Annotated in this window: 18 protein-coding genes; 9 read left to right on the plus strand and 9 right to left on the minus strand. The window is 64.2% G+C overall.

What is annotated here, in order from left to right; genetic code table 11:
* Nucleotides 1-11: 11 nt before the first annotated feature.
* The 3 genes from M2267_RS24250 to M2267_RS24260 all read right to left on the minus strand — a co-directional run bounded on the left by M2267_RS24250 (nt 12) and on the right by M2267_RS24260 (nt 2285).
* Nucleotides 12-287, minus strand: coding sequence for a metal-sensing transcriptional repressor (locus M2267_RS24250; protein ID WP_192449350.1), 276 nt, complete (start codon nt 285-287; stop codon nt 12-14).
* A 227-nt stretch (nt 288-514) separates the two neighbouring features.
* On the minus strand, nt 515-1513 hold the full coding sequence (locus M2267_RS24255) for an NADP-dependent oxidoreductase (RefSeq protein WP_429117871.1): 999 nt from the start codon (nt 1511-1513) through the stop codon (nt 515-517).
* A gap of 133 nt (nt 1514-1646) precedes the next feature.
* Nucleotides 1647-2285 (minus strand): NAD(P)H-dependent oxidoreductase, encoded by a 639-nt coding sequence (locus tag M2267_RS24260; RefSeq protein ID WP_429117874.1) that lies wholly within the window; start codon nt 2283-2285, stop codon nt 1647-1649.
* Nucleotides 2286-2385: 100 nt separating this feature from the next.
* Here M2267_RS24260 and M2267_RS24265 point away from each other — a divergent pair, with 100 nt between their 5' ends.
* On the plus strand, nt 2386-3279 hold the full coding sequence (locus M2267_RS24265; RefSeq protein ID WP_429117877.1) for a LysR family transcriptional regulator: 894 nt from the start codon (nt 2386-2388) through the stop codon (nt 3277-3279).
* Nucleotides 3280-3321: 42 nt separating this feature from the next.
* Here the strand turns inward: M2267_RS24265 and M2267_RS24270 are convergent, their stop codons facing one another.
* A complete protein-coding gene (locus M2267_RS24270; protein ID WP_429117880.1) occupies nt 3322-3780 on the minus strand; it encodes an SRPBCC family protein in 459 nt (152 codons plus the stop codon).
* An 81-nt stretch (nt 3781-3861) separates the two neighbouring features.
* Nucleotides 3862-5223, minus strand: coding sequence for a dicarboxylate/amino acid:cation symporter (locus M2267_RS24275; protein WP_402321134.1), 1362 nt, complete (start codon nt 5221-5223; stop codon nt 3862-3864).
* 396 nt (nt 5224-5619) lie between these two features.
* Here M2267_RS24275 and M2267_RS24280 point away from each other — a divergent pair, with 396 nt between their 5' ends.
* From M2267_RS24280 to M2267_RS24300, 5 genes are all read left to right on the plus strand, one after another.
* Nucleotides 5620-6972, plus strand: a complete 1353-nt coding sequence (locus M2267_RS24280; protein ID WP_429117883.1) for an LLM class flavin-dependent oxidoreductase — start codon at nt 5620-5622, stop codon at nt 6970-6972.
* Between the two features lie 9 nt (nt 6973-6981).
* Nucleotides 6982-7863: an ABC transporter permease gene (locus M2267_RS24285; protein ID WP_429117885.1), complete on the plus strand. Its 882-nt coding sequence runs from the start codon at nt 6982-6984 to the stop codon at nt 7861-7863.
* Between the two features lie 36 nt (nt 7864-7899).
* The gene (locus M2267_RS24290; protein WP_429117887.1) at nt 7900-8883 is read left to right on the plus strand and encodes an ABC transporter substrate-binding protein; all 984 of its coding nucleotides are present in this window, start codon (nt 7900-7902) and stop codon (nt 8881-8883) included.
* A 9-nt stretch (nt 8884-8892) separates the two neighbouring features.
* Nucleotides 8893-9663 (plus strand): ABC transporter ATP-binding protein, encoded by a 771-nt coding sequence (locus M2267_RS24295; RefSeq protein ID WP_429117889.1) that lies wholly within the window; start codon nt 8893-8895, stop codon nt 9661-9663.
* Between the two features lie 113 nt (nt 9664-9776).
* Entirely contained in the window at nt 9777-10163 is a 387-nt protein-coding gene (locus M2267_RS24300) for a hypothetical protein (RefSeq protein WP_429117891.1), read from the plus strand.
* A 102-nt stretch (nt 10164-10265) separates the two neighbouring features.
* Here the strand turns inward: M2267_RS24300 and M2267_RS24305 are convergent, their stop codons facing one another.
* From M2267_RS24305 to M2267_RS24320, 4 genes are all read right to left on the minus strand, one after another.
* Complete coding sequence (locus M2267_RS24305) at nt 10266-11288, minus strand: LLM class flavin-dependent oxidoreductase (RefSeq protein ID WP_429117894.1); 1023 nt, start codon at nt 11286-11288, stop codon at nt 10266-10268.
* 133 nt (nt 11289-11421) lie between these two features.
* Entirely contained in the window at nt 11422-11736 is a 315-nt protein-coding gene (locus tag M2267_RS24310) for a cupredoxin domain-containing protein (protein WP_429117897.1), read from the minus strand.
* Nucleotides 11737-11744: 8 nt separating this feature from the next.
* The gene (locus M2267_RS24315) at nt 11745-12266 is read right to left on the minus strand and encodes a DUF4142 domain-containing protein (RefSeq protein WP_429117899.1); all 522 of its coding nucleotides are present in this window, start codon (nt 12264-12266) and stop codon (nt 11745-11747) included.
* A gap of 88 nt (nt 12267-12354) precedes the next feature.
* Entirely contained in the window at nt 12355-13053 is a 699-nt protein-coding gene (locus tag M2267_RS24320; protein ID WP_429117901.1) for an RNA polymerase sigma factor, read from the minus strand.
* A 308-nt stretch (nt 13054-13361) separates the two neighbouring features.
* Here M2267_RS24320 and M2267_RS24325 point away from each other — a divergent pair, with 308 nt between their 5' ends.
* The 3 genes from M2267_RS24325 (at nt 13362) to M2267_RS24335 (ending at nt 16952) form a co-directional block, all read left to right on the plus strand.
* Entirely contained in the window at nt 13362-13772 is a 411-nt protein-coding gene (locus M2267_RS24325) for a hypothetical protein (protein ID WP_043611094.1), read from the plus strand.
* A gap of 320 nt (nt 13773-14092) precedes the next feature.
* Entirely contained in the window at nt 14093-15796 is a 1704-nt protein-coding gene (locus tag M2267_RS24330) for an amidohydrolase (protein WP_429117903.1), read from the plus strand.
* Between the two features lie 217 nt (nt 15797-16013).
* Entirely contained in the window at nt 16014-16952 is a 939-nt protein-coding gene (locus M2267_RS24335; protein ID WP_205236895.1) for a LysR family transcriptional regulator, read from the plus strand.
* Nucleotides 16953-16972 lie beyond the last annotated feature (20 nt).

The following is a 16972-nucleotide window of genomic DNA, read 5'->3' on the forward strand; positions in this document are numbered from 1 at the left end:
GGGCTTGCTGCTCAGAGATACTTCGTGATCGCCTTGAACTCGTCGATGGAGTGGCGCTGCTCGCGTGGGAGCGCGCCGATCGTGTCTTCGAGGCAATGGTCCAGATGATCCTGGATCAGGGTTCGCTTCGCCTGGCTGATCGCCTTTTCCACCGCGTGGAGCTGCTGGGCGATGTCGAGGCAGGGGCGGCCGCCTTCGATCATGGCGATAACGCTCTTCAGGTGTCCCTCGGCGCGTTTCAGCCGCTTGACGATATCAGGATGGGTGTCGTGTCTGTGCTCGGTCATGCCAATATCCTATCCCCCTGGATAGGATAGATCAAGGGCGCGATTTTCGATGGTTCTGCGATGTCCGACGGCGGGCAGTACCTTCGTCTGTCACCTCCACGCGCCCGCACATCCGAGACACGCGTCGCTACGTTCCTGCACTTGACGCACCTATGCCCCGCGACAGGGCGGGGCATAGGGTTGGTCTGGGGCGGCGTGATCCGGTTCGCCGATGCGCCCGTTTTCAGCTAGAGGCGCACGAGCATCTTGCCGGTGTTGGCGCCCTTGAAGAGGCCGATGAAGGCGTCAGGCGCATTTTCCAGGCCGTCGACGATGGTCTCGCGCAGCTGGATCCTCCGTTCCTTGATCCAGGCGCTCATCTTGCGATCGAACTCCGGGATGAGATCGACATGATCGGAAACGATCAGCCCTTGAAGGCGGATGCGTTTCTCGATTGCCTGGAAGATGTTGCGCGGACCGGCCGCGCCGCCGGCGTTGTAGCCGGTGATCATGCCGCAAAGCACGAAGCGGGCGTGATCGTTGGCAAGTGCGAGCGCCGCTTCGAGATGGTCTCCGCCGACATTGTCGAAGTAGATGTCGATGCCGCCGGGTGCGGCGGTCGCGAGCGCTTCGGTCAGATCGGATGTTTCGCGATAGTTGATGACCGCGTCGACACCGATCTCGTTTCTGAGCCAGTCGGCCTTGTCCGACGAGCCGACCGAGGCGATCACCCGCAGGCCGCTGAGCTTGGCGATCTGGGCGACGATGCTGCCGACGGCACCGCTGGCGGCCGAAACGAAGATGGTCTCGCCTGGCCTGGCATTGGCGATCCGCGTCAGCCCCACATAGGCGGTGAGGCCGGGAAAGCCGAGCGCGCCGAGATAGGCCTGGGCGGGAAGATCGGGATCGAGCTTGCGGGCCATCGCCGCGTCGATGACCGCATAGTCCCTCCAGCCGGCGAAATGCACGACGGCGTCGCCGACGGAGAAGGCCGGGTCGGTGGAGTGTTCGACCACGCCGACGGCCGCGCCATCCATGGCGGCGTCAAGCTGGAACGGCGGAATATAGCTTTTCCGCTCGTCCATGCGGCCCCGCATATAGGGATCGACTGATATCCAGGTGTTGCGGACCAGCAGTTGGCCCGGCTTCGGCTCGTTGAGGCGCCGGCTGGCGATCTCGAAATTTTCTGGGCCCGGAAGTCCGGTCGGGCGGGTCTTCAGGTGGATTTCGCGCGTGACGGTAGACATGGCTTTTTCCTTTGTCGTGTTGAGTTCGGTTGAGAGGGGCGCGTGGGTTCGTTCGCGCACCGCATGTGGTGGCGCTCGGTTCGCTGGTGATCGATCGAAGATGAGAAGTCGGGGGGGCGCCGACCCGTCGGCTTCAGGCAGTCGCCCGCAGCAGGCGGGGTTGCCCGGGGGAAGGCTGCCGTTGGCCCTCGGCATAGGCGCGACCAAGGTCGCGGGCAGTGGCCAGATTGCGCAGGCGCGCCGCGCGGTCGCCGCTCTCCACGTCCAGGAAAAGATGCGTCTCGACGTTGGTGACGCCGCTGAAGTTGAAGATGCCATGTGCGATCTGGGCGGCCATCGCACTTTCATAGCCGTGCTTCTGGTAAAGCCGGTGGCTGCCGGCGCCGGTGGCGATCAGGCGAACGTGCTTTGCCGAAAGCGGACCGGCGAAACGATCGTCGCTGCCGAAGGCCCAGCCTTTGGTGAAGACGCGATCGATCCAGCCTTTCGTTACGGCCGGCAGCGACCACCAATAGATCGGAAAGGCCAGGAGCAGGAGGTCGGCGCGTTCGATGCGTTGCTGTTCGCGCCTGACGTCCTCCGGCAGCGGTCCGCGTTCGCGATAAAAAGCCAGGTCCTTGTGGGTCATGCGCGGGTCGAAACCTTCGGCGGCAAGATCGGCCAGTTCGATGGTTGCGGCCTTCGTTTCGCGGATGCCGGCGACATAGCGGTCGGCTAGGGACTTGGCGAAGGACGGGCCTCCCGGATCGGCTGTGACGAGAAGAATGTTCATGTCGGCCTCGTTTGTCTGTGTTCGTTGGACCTATACAAACATCTGTCAGGACGATAAAAAAGTTCGAATATTGGCGTCTATTTATCGAGTGGTTCGATCAATGCTACGCATATCCCTGGATCAGTGGCGGACCTTCATCGCGGTGGTCGACGCCGGCGGCTTCGCCCAGGCGGCACAGGCGCTGAACAAGTCGCAATCGACCGTCAGCTACGCGGTGCGCCAGATCGAAGAGAGGCTTGGCGTCGCCGTCTTCGAGATCGAGGGTCGCAAGGCGCTGCTGACCACGGAGGGGCGCATTCTCTACCGGCGCGGCAGGTCACTGGTCGACGAAGCGACGCGGCTGGAGCGGGCGGCGGAGAACCTCGCCAAGGGTCAGGAGCAGATGCTGAGCCTGGCGGTGGAGGGGCTGTTTCCGACCTGGCTGCTGCTGAGCTGCATCGAACGCTTCGGTGAGGAGGCGCCGGAAACCCGCATCGAACTGCATGAAAGCGTCATGGGCGGAACCGACGAGTTGCTGCTGTCGGGTGCTGTCGACCTGGCGATCTGCGCCGACAACCTGCCGGCAGGCCATACGGGCGAAGTGCTCCTGCGCTACCGGGCGATTGCCGCCGCCGCCCCCTTCCACCCGCTGCATCAACTGGGCCGGGAAATCGGCGTCGAGGATTTGAAGGGCCATCGCCATCTGGTGATCCGCGACAGCGGGCTGCAGCGGCAGCGCCCGAGCGTCTGGAACGTGACCGAAAGGCGGCTGACCGTCAGCCACAAGGCAACCTCCATTCGCGCCGCCTGCATGGGCATGGGTTTTGCGTGGTATCCGGAAGACTGGATCCGCGAAGAGCTTGCTGCCGGCCAGTTGAAGCCGCTGCCGCTGAAGGATGGCTCGGAGCGCTGGGGCGCCTTGTATCTGGTCTACCCGGATCCGGATGCGGCGGGACCGGGCGCCAAGCGCCTGGGCGAAATCATCCGCCAAGAGGCGCGCGCCTTGGGGCAATAGCCGTCCGCCTCCGCGCCTTTCCGGAATGTGCCCGCCGTTGCTTTAGGCCAGCCTGTCTAAGAGACCTCGGCGTCCACGCTCCATCACCACCCCGTGGTTCCAGCGAAAAACGGGCCTGAGGATAAAGGAAAGACGGACCATCCAGGGCTTCGTGACCGTCACGTTCCAGTCATAGCGAACGCGGCAAGCGCTGCCTTCGCCTTGCAGCGTCCAGCGGCCGATGCCGTCGAGTTCGCCCAAGGCCCGGCCTTCGATCAAGAGGGGCGGTTCGACCTTGGTGGTTTCCATGTCGAAGACCAGTTCGTAGGGCAGCGCCGTCGACCAGCGCATGCGCCTGACGGCGCCGACACCGCGCTCGTCACCCGGTTGCAGCAACGTCACCTGTTTCACCGACGGCCACCAATCGGGCCAGCGCTCCGGCGTGCTCAGTTCACGCCACACGTCTTTGAGCGGGAAGGCGATCGTCCATTCGGTGACGAGGTGAAAATTGGTCGACGACATCGCCGATCCCTCAACAGGCGGAACGCCTGAAGCATAACACGGCATGCGGGCCTTGCGGCCCGCATGCGTCGTTTCATGCCGTCAGGCCGCGCGTGCAGCGACGCCAAGCGGTTCCAGGTCGTCGAGCACCTTGTCGCCGTTGTAGACGGTCTCGTCGAGAATGCCTTCGCGCTTGGCGACGATCGTCGGCACCAGCGCCTGGCCGGCGACGTTGACCGCTGTGCGGCCCATGTCGAGGATCGGGTCGATGGCGAGCAGCAGGCCGACGCCTTCGAGCGGCAGGCCGAGCGTCGAAAGCGTCAGCGTCAGCATGACGGTCGCGCCGGTGAGGCCGGCGGTGGCGGCGGAGCCAAGCACCGAGACGAAGACGATCAGCACATATTCCTGGATGCCGAGCGGCAGGCCGAAGAACTGCGCGATGAAGATCGCCGAGATTGCCGGATAGATCGCGGCGCAGCCGTCCATCTTGGTGGTGGCGCCGAGCGGCACGGCGAAGGCGGCATATTCGCGCGGCACGCCGAGGCTCTTTTCGGTCACCGTTTCGGTGACGGGCAGGGTGCCGACCGAGGAGCGCGAAACGAAGGCGAGCTGGATCGCCGGCCAGGCGCCGGCAAAGAAGCGCGAGGGCTTCAGGCCGTGGCCGACGAGCAGCGCCGGGTAGACGACGAAGAGCACGATTGCAAGGCCGATGTAGACGGCAGCGGTGTACCAGCCGAGCTGCGCCAGCGTTTCCCAGCCGTACTGGGCGACGGCGCGGCCGAGCAGGCCGATCGTGCCGATCGGCGTCAGCCGAATGACCCACCAGAGGACCTTGCGCACGATCGCCAGCAGCGACTGGTTGAAGGCGAGGAACGGCTTGGCAGCATCGCCCACCTTCAGTGCAGCGGCACCGACGGCAATCGAAACGACGAGGATCTGCAGCACGTTGAAATTGAGCGAGGTGGTGGCACCCGTGTCGGTGACCTTGGTGCTGGCTTCGAGCCCGAGCATGTTGGCGGGCACGAGGCCCTTGAGGAAATCGAGCCACGAGCCGGAATAGGAGGGCGCCTTGGCAGCTTCCTGCGAAACGGCTGAACCCACGCCCGGCTGAATGATCAGGCCGAGAGCAATCGCGATGACCACGGCGATGAGCGAAGTGATCGCGAACCAGAGCAGCGTCTGCCATACGAGCTTGGCGGCATTCTGCAGCGTCGCCAGATTGGCGATCGACGCGACGATAGCGGTGAAGACGAGCGGCGGTACGAGCGCGCGCAGAAGCTGGACGAAGATCGAGCCGATCGTCTGCAGGGTGACCGTCAGCCAGTTGGCATTGCCGCTGGCATCGACGCCCATGTTGCGGGCGATGAGGCCGAGCAGCAGGCCGATGACCATGGCCGCCAGGACCTGGAAGCCGAAGGAGGCATAGATCGGCTTTGGTGAGGATTGGGTGGTTGCTTGGGACACGTCTTTCACTCTCATTGTGTGGCGGCGGCCACATTTTTAGGCAATGGCCGCCGCAAGTGCCCGAAAAATAGTCGAGTATTCTGGTCGAGATAAGAAACCCTTTGGCTCGAAAACTATTCCAAGTGGAATATTTTCCCCGATCAACCGCGCACGCTCGCTCCGGCCGGTTTGCCTCCAGGGACGGCGAAGCGGTCATCGATCTCCAAACCGGGCGAACTGACGAAAAACATTTCAATCCCGCCGCGCCTCGTTGAAATCTCCTTTCTCTATAAAAATAGTGTATAATGTAACCTGTCTGTCGTGGCCGGAGTTCGCCGCGTGTTGCGGAGCGCCTTGTGCGCTTCGCCCTCGGCAGGGCGATCTCCTCGAGTTTAAAGCGAGAACAGGAGGATTGAGATGACACGCAAGATCCGGCTTGGAGCCTTTCTTCCCGGCGGCGGGCAGCATATCGCGGCCTGGCGCCACCCCGACCAGCCTGCCGACGGGGCGACCAGTTTCGAGTTTCACAAGCAGCTGGCGCTGACCGCCGAACGCGGTCTGTTCGACGCCTACTTTCTTGCCGACGGTCTGGCGATCGGCTTCGGTGGCGCGCGAGAGGGCGGCAATGCCCGTGTTGCCGGTTTCGAGCCGGTGACCCTGTTTTCGGCGCTGGCGCCGCTCACCACCCATCTCGGCTTCATCGCGACGTCGTCGACGACCTATGAGGAGCCCTATACCACGGCGCGCAAGTTCGCCTCGCTCGACCTGATTTCCGGCGGGCGTGCCGGCTGGAACGTGGTGACGACGACGGGCGATCCGACGGCGCAGAATTTCAACCGTGACACTCAGCTTCCGCATGCCGAGCGCTACCGGCGCGCGGCCGAGCATGTCGATGTCGTCAGGAAGCTCTGGGACAGTTTCGAGGACGATACCTTCATCCGCGACAAGCAATCGGGCGTCTTCTTCGATCCGGCGAAGCTGCACGACACGGATCACCGCGGCGACCATTTCAAGGTCCGCGGCCCGCTCAACATCTCGCGCTCGCCGCAGGGACATCCCGTCATCGTCCAGGCCGGCCAGTCCGAGGATGGCCGTGGCCTTGCCGCCGCCACCGCGGAGGTGATCTTCACGGCGCACCAGCACATCGAAACGGCGCAGGAATTCTATCGCGACATCAAGGCGCGCGCCCGCGGCTTTGGCCGCAACCCGGACCATATCCTGGTCATGCCCGGCGTCTCGCCCTTCGTCGGCCGGACGGAGGCCGAGGCGCGGGAGAAATACGAACGGCTGACCTCGCTCATCGTCGAGGAGGACGGCATCGGCCTGCTCAACGGCCTGACGGGCGGAACGCTCGACCTTCGTGGCTACGACCTCGATGGGCCGTTGCCGCCGGCGCCGCCGACCGAGGGCATGAAGAGCCGCCAGGCGCTGATCCGCCAGATCGCCGACGAAAACAACTTCACCATTCGCCAGCTCTATCAGTGGATCGCATCGGCGCGCGGCCACTACACGATCGTTGGAACGGCGGGACAAATCGCCGATACCCTGCAGGAATGGTTCGAGAACGAAGCCGCCGATGGCTTCAACATCCTGCCGCCATGGTTCCCGACGGCGCTCGACGACTTCGTCGAACTGGTGATCCCGAAATTGCAGCGCCGTGGTCTGTTCCGCACCGCCTATGAGGGCAAGACGCTGCGCGAAAACCTCGGCCTGCCCGTTCCCGTCAACCGCTGGACTGCCGCCCGGTCGGCCGTTCAGGCAGCAGAGTGAGGTGTTGCCATGTCCTATGAAACCATCAACCCCTCGCTTGCAGCAGGCTTTGCAACGGCGCGTCGTGAGGCCCCTGCCAAGAGTTCCACGCCGCCCGTGCAGTCCCGGCCGAACAGCGTGCCGCGCTGGCGCCGCCTGCTCGGCGCGATCGTCGCCCGCTACGGCCTCGTGCTTGCGTTTCTGGCCTTCTGGCAGGTTGCAAGCACCGTCGGCTGGGTCAACGCGGCGGTCTTTCCGCCGCTCGACGTGATCCTGGCTGCCCTTTGGGACGGCATCGCCGGCGGCGCGCTGCTCGACGATATCGCCATCAGCCTGCAGCGGTCGGGCATTGCCTTTGCCGCTGCCGTGGCTGTCGGCATTCCGCTCGGGCTGTTCATGGGCCAGGTCAGGCTCGTGGAGCAGGCGCTTGACCCCGTCCTGCAGCTTTTCCGCCAGACCTCGGCCCTGGCGCTCTACCCGGTCTTCATCCTGCTGCTCGGCCTCGGCGAGACCTCCAAGGTGTTCGTGATCTTCTGGGCGACGCTGTTTCCGATCCTGTTGTCGACGATCGGCGGGGTCAAGGAAGTCGACAGGAAGCTGATCGAGATGGCCCGCACCTACGGCGCCGGCTCGCTCGCGGTCTTCCGTCGCGTGGTTCTGCCGGCCTCGGTGCCTGCGATCTTCGTCGGCCTCAGGCTCTCGGCGACGACCGCGCTGCTGCTTCTGATCGCTGCCGAAATGATCGGAGCGAACAAGGGCATCGGCTTCCAGGTGATGAACGCGCAATACAACTTCCAGATCCCGCTGATGTTTGCGTCGATCCTGCTGCTTGCCCTGCTCGGTCTCGCCGCCAACGCGCTGCTTGTTCTCATCCAGCGCAATCTCTGCCGCTGGTCTCAGCCGAACGCCTGACCGCCTCTACCAGCTCTTACTCGAAAGGATATCGAGATGACTTTCCACCCCCGCAATCTCCTTCTCTCGGCAGCCGTCACGTTTGGCCTTGCGGCGCCGGCAGCCGCCGCCGACGCCGTCACGCTGCGTTATCTCGCCAGCCAGGGCGGCCTGTCGGCCCATGAACTCGCGCAGGAACTCGGCTATTTCGACGGCACCGGCATCACGGTCGAGAGTGTCGGCTTTGCCACGGGCGGGCCGGCTTCGCTGATCGCGCTTGCATCCGGCGATGTCGAGATCGGCAGCGCAGCGACCTCGGCCGTGCTGAATTCGATCATCAGCGGCAACGATTTCGTCGCCGCCTATCCGTCCAACGGCATCAATGACGAGGTACAGTCGATCTTCTACGTGCTGGAAGACAGCCCGATCAAAAGCATCAAGGACATTGCCGGCAAGAGCATCGCCGTCAACACGCTCGGCGCTCACCTCGACTATACGATCCGCGAGGCCTTGCACTCCGTCGGTCTGCCGGCAGATGCCGCCAACCAGGTCGTCGTTCCCGGTCCGCAACTGGAACAGGTCCTGCGCTCCGGCCAGGTGGATATCTCCGCCTTCGGCTATTGGCAGACGACCTTCGAGGGTGCAGCCCGCAAGAACGGCGGCCTGCGCGCCATCTTCGACGACACCGACGTGCTCGGCGAGATCGCCGGCGGTTTCGTCGTGCTGCGCCGTGATTTCGTGAAGGAGCACCCGGAGGCCGCAAAGACCTTCGTCGTGCAGTCGGCTCGCGCGCTCGACTATGCCCGCGAACATCCGCAGGAAACGAAGGAGATCCTGGGGAAGGTCCTGAAGGCCCGCGGGGAAAATCCTGAGATCGCCCAGTACTTCCGCGGCTATGGGGTGCGGGCCGGTGGCCTGCCGGTCGAGCGTGACCTGCAATTCTGGATCGACGTGCTGGTGCGCGAAGGCAAGCTCAAGCAGGGCCAGCTGGCGCCAAAGGACGTGCTCTTTGCCATCGACGGCGCCACGGCCAGCAACTGAGGACGTTCCATGAGTGTTGCCCAGAACCTTCGCCGGGGAGAGGTGACGATCCGTCACCTCTCCAAGACCTACCGCCTGAACGGCGCGCCACTGCCCGTGCTTCGGGATATCAACCTTCATATCCGCTCCGGCGAGACGCTCGCCATCGTCGGCGCCAGCGGTTCGGGCAAGACGACCCTGCTTCGGGTGCTGGCGGGTCTCGAGGATCCGGATGCCGGCGAGGTGCTGATCGACGGCAAGCTGACCAGGGGCGTCGGCACCGACCGTGCGGTGATCTTCCAGGAGCCGCGGCTTTTGCCGTGGCTGACCGTGCTCGACAATGTCGGCTTCGGGCTGGAGACGCGTGGGCTTTCCCGGGGACAGGCGCGGGAGCGGGCGCGGCGCTACGTCCAGCTGGTCGGTCTGCAACAGTTCGAAGGCGCCTATCCGCGGCAATTGTCGGGCGGCATGTCGCAGCGCGTCGGCATTGCCCGGGCGCTCGCCGTCCAGCCGGAAATCCTGCTGCTCGACGAGCCGCTGGGCGCGCTCGACGCCATGACCAAGATCAGCATGCAGCAGGAGCTGGCGCGCATCTGGCGCGACGAGGACGTGACGACCGTGCTCGTCACGCACGATCTCGAGGAGGCGATCTACCTCGCCGACCGCATCCTCATCCTGCCGCGCGAAAAGGGCGGCGAACCCCGGTTGATCGAGATCGACCTGCCGCGGCCGCGCGACCGCAGCGCCAGCGCCTTCGTGCGCCAGCGCGAGGAACTGCTCGGCATCTTCGGACTGCATTGAGGTCGCTTGCGGAACGGTTGCAGCGGCTGGGCGTTATCTTGGGGAAGCGGCATTCACCGGGGGCGACGCTGCCCGGTATATGCCGGATGCCAAGCCGAGACAGGAGCAACGCCATGAAGCTTTCGAAGGGAATGTCATTCGCCGCAATCGTCTTCGCCCTTGGCGCGGCAGCACCGGCGATGGCCAACGGTTTCTATACCGGCATCGATCCGCACAATCCGCCGGGCACCCAGAACAGGGTTCTCTACGGGCAACCCTATTATGTCGAGCCCGCGCCCGGCCCGGTCTATGTCGAGCCTGTGCAGCCTCAGGTCTATGTCGATCCGATGCCGACCGGCAGCATCTATGTCGATCCGTATGTCGACCCGGCGCCGGGTTATGTCTATCGCCCGCCGGCCCGCACATTAGGTGATGCGCGCCAGCGCTACACGGGTGAGTATCAGAGCGGCGGACAGGGCGACTATTACCTCGGCGTCGCGCATCCGCCGCAGGTTCCCTGAACCGGCGACTGAGTGAAAGGGCGCGGCTCTAGAGCCGCGCTACCTACCTCCGGCCGGCTGCCCGATTTCAGATGCCCGGCGTTTGAGACGCGTCGGCTGGCGTTAGCGCCAACCGAGCGCCGGCGCGACATGCTTGAGGATCGCCTCGATCACATGGGCGTTGTATTCGACGCCAAGCTGGTTCGGGACCGTAAGCAGCAGCGTGTCGGCCTCGGCAATCGCCTCGTCCTTCGCCAGCTGCTTGACCAGAACGTCGGGTGCTGCAGCGTAACTGCGCCCGAAGATCGCCCGTGTCTTGTCGTCGATGAAGCCGATCTGGTCTTCCTGCTTGTTTCCGCCGCCGAAATACATCCGATCGCGATCGTCCACCAACGCAAAGATGCTGCGGCTGACCGAGACGCGCGGCGCGCGCGTGTGGCCCGCCGCCTTCCAGGCTTCCCGGTAGGCGCGGATCTGGTCGGCCTGCTGGACGTGGAATGGCAGGCCTGTTTCGTCGTCCTTCAGCGTCGAGCTTTGCAGGTTCATGCCGAGCTTTGCGGCCCAGACGGCCGTGGCGTTGGAGCTTGCGCCCCACCAGATGCGCTCTCTCAAGCCATCCGAATGCGGCTCGAGGCGCAGCAGGCCGGGAGGGTTGGGAAACATCGGTCGCGGATTGGGTTCGGCGAAACCTTCTCCGCGCAGGACGTCGAGCAGCACTTCCGCGTGCCGTCTTGCCATGTCGCTCTCAGTCTCGCTTTCGCCCGGCTGGTAGCCGAAGTGGCGCCAACCATCGATCACTTGCTCCGGCGAGCCGCGGCTGATGCCGAGCTGCAGCCGTCCGCCGGCGATGAGATCGGCGGCACCCGCATCCTCGGCCATATAGAGCGGGTTCTCGTAGCGCATGTCGATGACGGCCGTGCCGATCTCGATCCGGCTGGTCTTTGCGCCGACCGCCGCCAGAAGCGGAAACGGCGAGGCGAGCTGGCGGGCGAAGTGATGGACGCGGAAATAGGCGCCGTCTGCGCCGAGTTCTTCGGCCGCAACGGCGAGATCGATCGACTGCAGCAGGGCGTCGCCGGCCGATCGCGTCTGCGACTGGGGCGAGGGCGTCCAGTGTCCGAAGGAAAGAAAACCGATCTTCTTCATGGCCGTGCCGCCTCCTCGATGGAACCAGCCGCTTCCATGGCACAATTCGGGTTCCGGATACAGACGGCGTCCGGTGACTTCGCCGTGAACGGCAGCGCGGGAGGATGGCCACGCGCTGCCGTCCTCAAGTCGTTCATTGCACCTTGAGGCGCGCTTTCATGTTCGGGTGAAAGCGGCAGATGTAATCGAAGGTTCCGGCCTTGGTGACGGTGAGCGTCGCGGTCTTTTTCGATGGTATCACGATGTCGAAATCACCCTTGGCCGTTGCCGTGTGCGCCATGACGTCCCTGTTGTCCCACTCGATCACGTCGCCAACGGCGGCGCTGATTTCGGCGGGTGAAAAGACGAGCTTTTCGATCGTCACCCGGATGGTCTCCGCCCACGCCGATGGCGCAGTCAGCATCAGGGTCAGGCCGCACAGCGCGCCAAGGCTTCGCTTTCGGATCATGGCGCTGCCTACTTCATCATCTCGGCGACATGCTCGGCATGTTGCTGATGACCCTGGAACAGCTTGAGGCCGGTTTCCAGTAGCTCCTTGAGCTCGGCATTCTTCGCGGAGGGAATGAGCAGGGTTTCAAGCGCGCCATTGACCTGCTTGTGGTAGCCCACCTCGTTGGTGACATAGGCCTTGTCGAAGTCGGCGCCGCTCAGCTTCGCCAGCTTTTCGCGCTCTTGCGTCGCCGCTTTCGTCAGAACGCGGCTGGTATCGTTGTCCTCGGGCGTCAGCTTGAGTTTCTTGACGAGATCGAGGGCCTGCTTGTTGACGGCCTCATGGTCGCGCAGCATGTCGTTGGCGAAGCTGATGACTTCCTTGTCCTTGGAGATTTTCAGGGCCTGCTTGGCGGCCTCGATATCGATGACGCCTGCGGTATAGGCGATATGGGCGATCTGGGGGTCGGTGACCTTCGTCCCGGCTGCAAGGGTCGCGCCACTGATGAGGCAGGCGACGGCGAGGGCTGAGGTGAGGCGGGCATACATCGGGAACTCCTCTCCGGCGGCGATCGCCGCCGGTCTTGATGGATCACGCCCATTGGATGCGCGCCGCCTTCAAAGGTTCCCGGAAATGTCAGCCTGAAAGTCCGAGCCGGTTCATGACCGCCTCCGTCAACCGGGCGCAGCGGCGTCCGGCAAAGGGGAAGGCATTCAAGAGTACGGGGCCGACCTGGCGATGGATCTGCTGGCGCAGAAGCTGGCGGGCCCGGTGCAGGCGGCTCCTGACCGTCTTCGGGTTGATGTCGAGCAGGGCTGCGGTCTCTTCGACGCTCATCGCCTCGATCACCCGGGCGGTGAACACCAGGCGGAAGGGTTCCGGCAGCGCGTCGGCCGCCTCTTCCACCAGCCGCAGGATCTGCCTCTGCGCAAGGCTGCGTTCCGGATCGTCGGCGTTCGCAGCATTGGGAAAGGGTACGATCTCGGCGCCTGCACTGTCCGTCGCAAGCGGAACCTCCCGTCGCGTCGCCGACCGGCGGAGGCGTCCGAGCGCCTCGTTCAGCACGACGCGATGCAGCCAGGTGGCGAGGCTGGCGTCGCCGCGAAACGTCTCGAGGTGTTCGAAGGCGCGCAGATAGGCTTCCTGCACCACATCCTCGGCGATGCTGTCGTTGCGCACGACGGCGCGGGCGATGCGAAAAAGCCGCTGGTTGTGCCTCGTCATGATGATCCGGAAGGCTTCCGGGTCTCTGGCAAGCGCGCGCTCGACGAGCGCCTCGTCCGTCAAATGGTCCGCTTGCGCCGTGGTGCGTCTTGTCAGCAGGGCATCGCTCATCATCCACCTCCAAACCACCGTTTGATGCGGATCGGGCAACAACGTTCCCGAGAAAGCATACGCCGCGTGAGCGGCAACCGAAATAGGGTGTGACTGGAGCGGTGAAGGCAGATGTTCGAGGCCGCATTTTGCGCATTTCCGCCAGCGGAAGTTGGGTCTCCTGGCGCCGTTCGCGCGGCGGTAATCGCAGGTCCTCTTTTTTTCTCACGACAGGGAACCGGGGTTCCCTCCGGCGAGTTTGAGGAACGGCGACCCCGGTATGGAGGGGCGCGTATCGCGGTCGCATCTTCGCACTAGGAGAGACGACGATGAAGCATCAAACCATCGAACAGTTGCAAGCGCTCGCCGAAATTCGTTCCGATCCCGCGATGACAAGAACGGAACGGCTTCAGCGTTGGGCCGAACTCTTGGAAAGCAATCCCGATCGCCGGCTGGGCACGCTTTCCGGTACTGAACGCGCGACCGCTGCCGCGCGCCAGGCCATGCAGGTCAACGGTTCGCCCATGACCGTCGCCTTCGAGGATACGCAATTGCGCCTCGCGGGGCTCGCAGACGACAGCTACGGTGAAGCAAAACGCTTCTTCGAAATATCGGACCACCAACTGCACGACATCGTCTGCGACTGCAATTTCGGCAGCTCCGTTCGGGCCGCCTATGCCGCCCGGCGAGTTCGCGCGGCCATCGGCCTCTGGCCGCGCCTGAAGGCGCTCTTCAGCTGAGGCTGCGCCGATCGGCCAGTCTCCGGGGAAGCCAGGGCGCCAGCCGGAAGCTTCCCTAACCTCTTGTTTTTTATGAGCGGCGCGGGCCTCGCCTTCGCGCCGGGAAATGGTACTGTGCGCTGCCGGATCGTGAACGTTGTCCGCCTGGCTGTATCGGCGCGCGTTTTCACCTCAGACCCGCGCCGTTGTAGCGCGGCATCGCTCGAACCTAGCCCGAGGGAGTATATCGTTATCCTCCCCACTTGCAGCATCATCCCTTCAACGCCGGTGCCGCGCGGCTCGCCGGGGGTGGAGGGATGCAGCCGCGGGAGGAGGATTTCATGACATTGGCAGCAGTAACCCGCGCCTTGGGTGCAACGTCCGCTCTGGCGATCCTGGTCGGCACGGCGCAGCCGGTTTGGGCCGCACCCGATCTGATCGTGCTCAACGGCGACGTGCGCACGGTCGACCAGGGCAAGCCGAAGGCACAGGCCTTCGCGATCGAGAACGGCAAGTTCACCGCAATCGGCAGCAACGACGAGATCAAGGCGCTGGCCGACGCCGAGACCAAGATGATCGACGCCGGCGGCAAGACCGTGACCCCGGGCTTCATCGACGGCCATACACATCTTACGTCCGGCATGGACATGGTGACCGGCGTCGACCTCTCCTACATCCCGGACAAGAAGACCTGGCTCGAAAAGATCAAGGAAGCCGATCAGCGCTTGCCGAAGGGCGTCTGGCTGATGGGCGGCGGCTGGGACTACACGCTCGGCGAGGGCAAGCTGCCGACGAAGGAAGACCTCGACGCCGTGGTGCCGGACCGGGTGGTGGTCCTGCGCGATATCGATTTCCATTCCGTCTGGGTCAATTCCAAGGCGTTGGAAGTGGGCGGCGTTACCGCGAAGTCGGAAGTCGAAGAGGGCGGGCAGGTGCTCTTGAACGAGAAGGGCGAGCCGAGTGGCATCCTGCTCGAAAAGGCCGGCGATCTCGTCGAGAAGCATCGCCCGGTGGCGACCGACACGGAACGGCGCGCAGCGCTGCTTGAGACGATGAAGTTTGCCAATAGCCTCGGGATCACCGGCGTCAACGACATGTCGGATCTCGCCGCCGTGCACGACTATGCCGCGATCCTCTCTGAAAAGAAGATGCCGCTTCGCGTCTGGTACGGCTTCTTCGAGGGCGATCCGAAGAAGATTGCCGCAGCGGTCAAGGACCGCGACGAGGTCGACAAGGTAGCCGCCGATTCCGGCGAGCAGGAGGTGAAGGGGCCGATGCTGAAGCTCGGCTACACCAAGTCGGTGATCGACGGCGTGCTCTCGACCCGCACCGCTTACATGCACGAGGACTATTCCGACCAGCACGGCTGGAAGGGCAAGCCTTTCGAGACCAAGGAGCAGCTGGCGGCGGCAATCAAGGCCTCGAACGAAAATGGCTTCCCGACCGCGGTGCACGCGATCGGCGACGGCGGCGTCAGCCTCGTTCTCGACGCCTTTGCCGAAGCCTCGGTGCCGCGGCCGCAGCCGAACCGCATCGAGCATATCGAGGTGGTCGAGACCAAGGACATCCAGCGCTTCAAGGATCTCGGCGTCGTCGCCTCGATGCAGCCGAACCATGCGACCGGCACGATCGGCAAGTACATCACCGAACGCATCGGTACCGATCGCGAGCCGCGGGCCTATGTCTGGCATTCGATGCTCGACGCCGGCGTGCCGCTGGTGTTCGGTTCGGATTGGCCGACATCGCCGCTGAGCCCGCTCACCCAGATCAACGACGCCGTCTTCCGCGAAAGCCCATTTGGCTTGGGTGACGGTCCCTGGCATCCCGAGCAGGCCGTCACCTTCGACCAGGCCCTGCACGGTCTCACCCAGGCCGGTGCCGACATGACGCCCTGGGGGGCTCAGATCGGCTCGATCAGCGTCGGCAAGTGGGCGGATTTCGTCGTGATCGACGGCACCCTCGCAGATCCGCTCGACCGCTCCATCCGCGAACGCAAGGTGGAGGCGACCTATCTCGCCGGAAACGAGGTCTATCGCCGGCCCTGATCGGGAGCGAAAGCGTCGGTCGCCTACCGGTCGCCGTGCGAGGACACGTCGATCGGCAGCCTTTTGTGGCGACGTCCCATCGATCCAGATCACGCACGGCCGGCGCTCCCTGCGCCGGCCGATTTTTTGCTGGGTCCATGGTGCACTAGCTTAGTGCCTGAAAATTCATAATAATTGCGCTTCATTTTGGAGTTTCGCAAGCTAAGGGCGCGATCGAATGGCATTGGACTCGTTGGATGTGCGGCTACTGCGGATCTTCGTGACGATCGTGGAGGCGGGTGGTTTTGCCGCCGCCCAGGGAGAGCTCAACCTGTCGCTCTCGACGATCTCAAATCATATCTCGGCGCTGGAAAGCCGCCTCGGCCTGATCCTCTGCCAGCGTGGCCGGTCTGGCTTCCGCCTTACCGAGGAAGGGCGTGCCGTCTACGAGGAGGCCAAGCGCCTGTTCGGCACGATCGACCAGTTCGATACCCGCATGAAGGGCCTGCAGCACCGGCTGAACGGCACGCTTTCCGTCGGCCTCATCGACAACACCCTGTCGGACCCGGCCTCCCGCCTGACCCGCGTCTTTGCCCGGATGACGGACGAGGCGCCGGAGGTGGCGCTTTCGATCGTCACCCGGCCGCCCCATGAGTTGCTGCGCGACGTGATAACGGGCGAGCTTCACATCGCGATCGCCAGCTTCCCGCGCACGACGCTGGGGCTCGAATATGTCGATCTCTACGAGGAGACGCAGCGCTTCTATTGCGGGGCCGAGCATCCGCTGTTTTCCCGCGACGACAGCACGATCGAAATCGACGACATCCGGTCCCACAATCTGATCGGCCGCTCCTATTGGAATGCCCGCGACCTCAAGATCTTCTCGATCGCCAACCCGCGCGCGACGGTCAGCGATATGGAGGCGGAAGCGCGGCTGATCCTTTCCGGGCGCTATCTCGGCTATCTGCCCGATCACTTCGCCAACCGCTATGTCAGCGAAGGGCTGCTGCGGCCGATCCGTCCGGATCTCTTCAGCTACAGGGCGCCGTTCCAGGCAGCCTTCGACAAGGCGCGCGCGAAGTCGGGGCTGGTGCCGTTTTTCGTCAAGCTGCTGACGAGCGAGTTCGGCGTCGCGCCCTCCGGCCGGAGCGCCTCGCGCCTGCGTGCAGGACGTTAGAACGCCGGGTCGCTGCTGCG

It is taken from the genome of Ensifer sp. KUDG1, assembly GCF_050434285.1.
Classification (GTDB): domain Bacteria; phylum Pseudomonadota; class Alphaproteobacteria; order Rhizobiales; family Rhizobiaceae; genus Ensifer.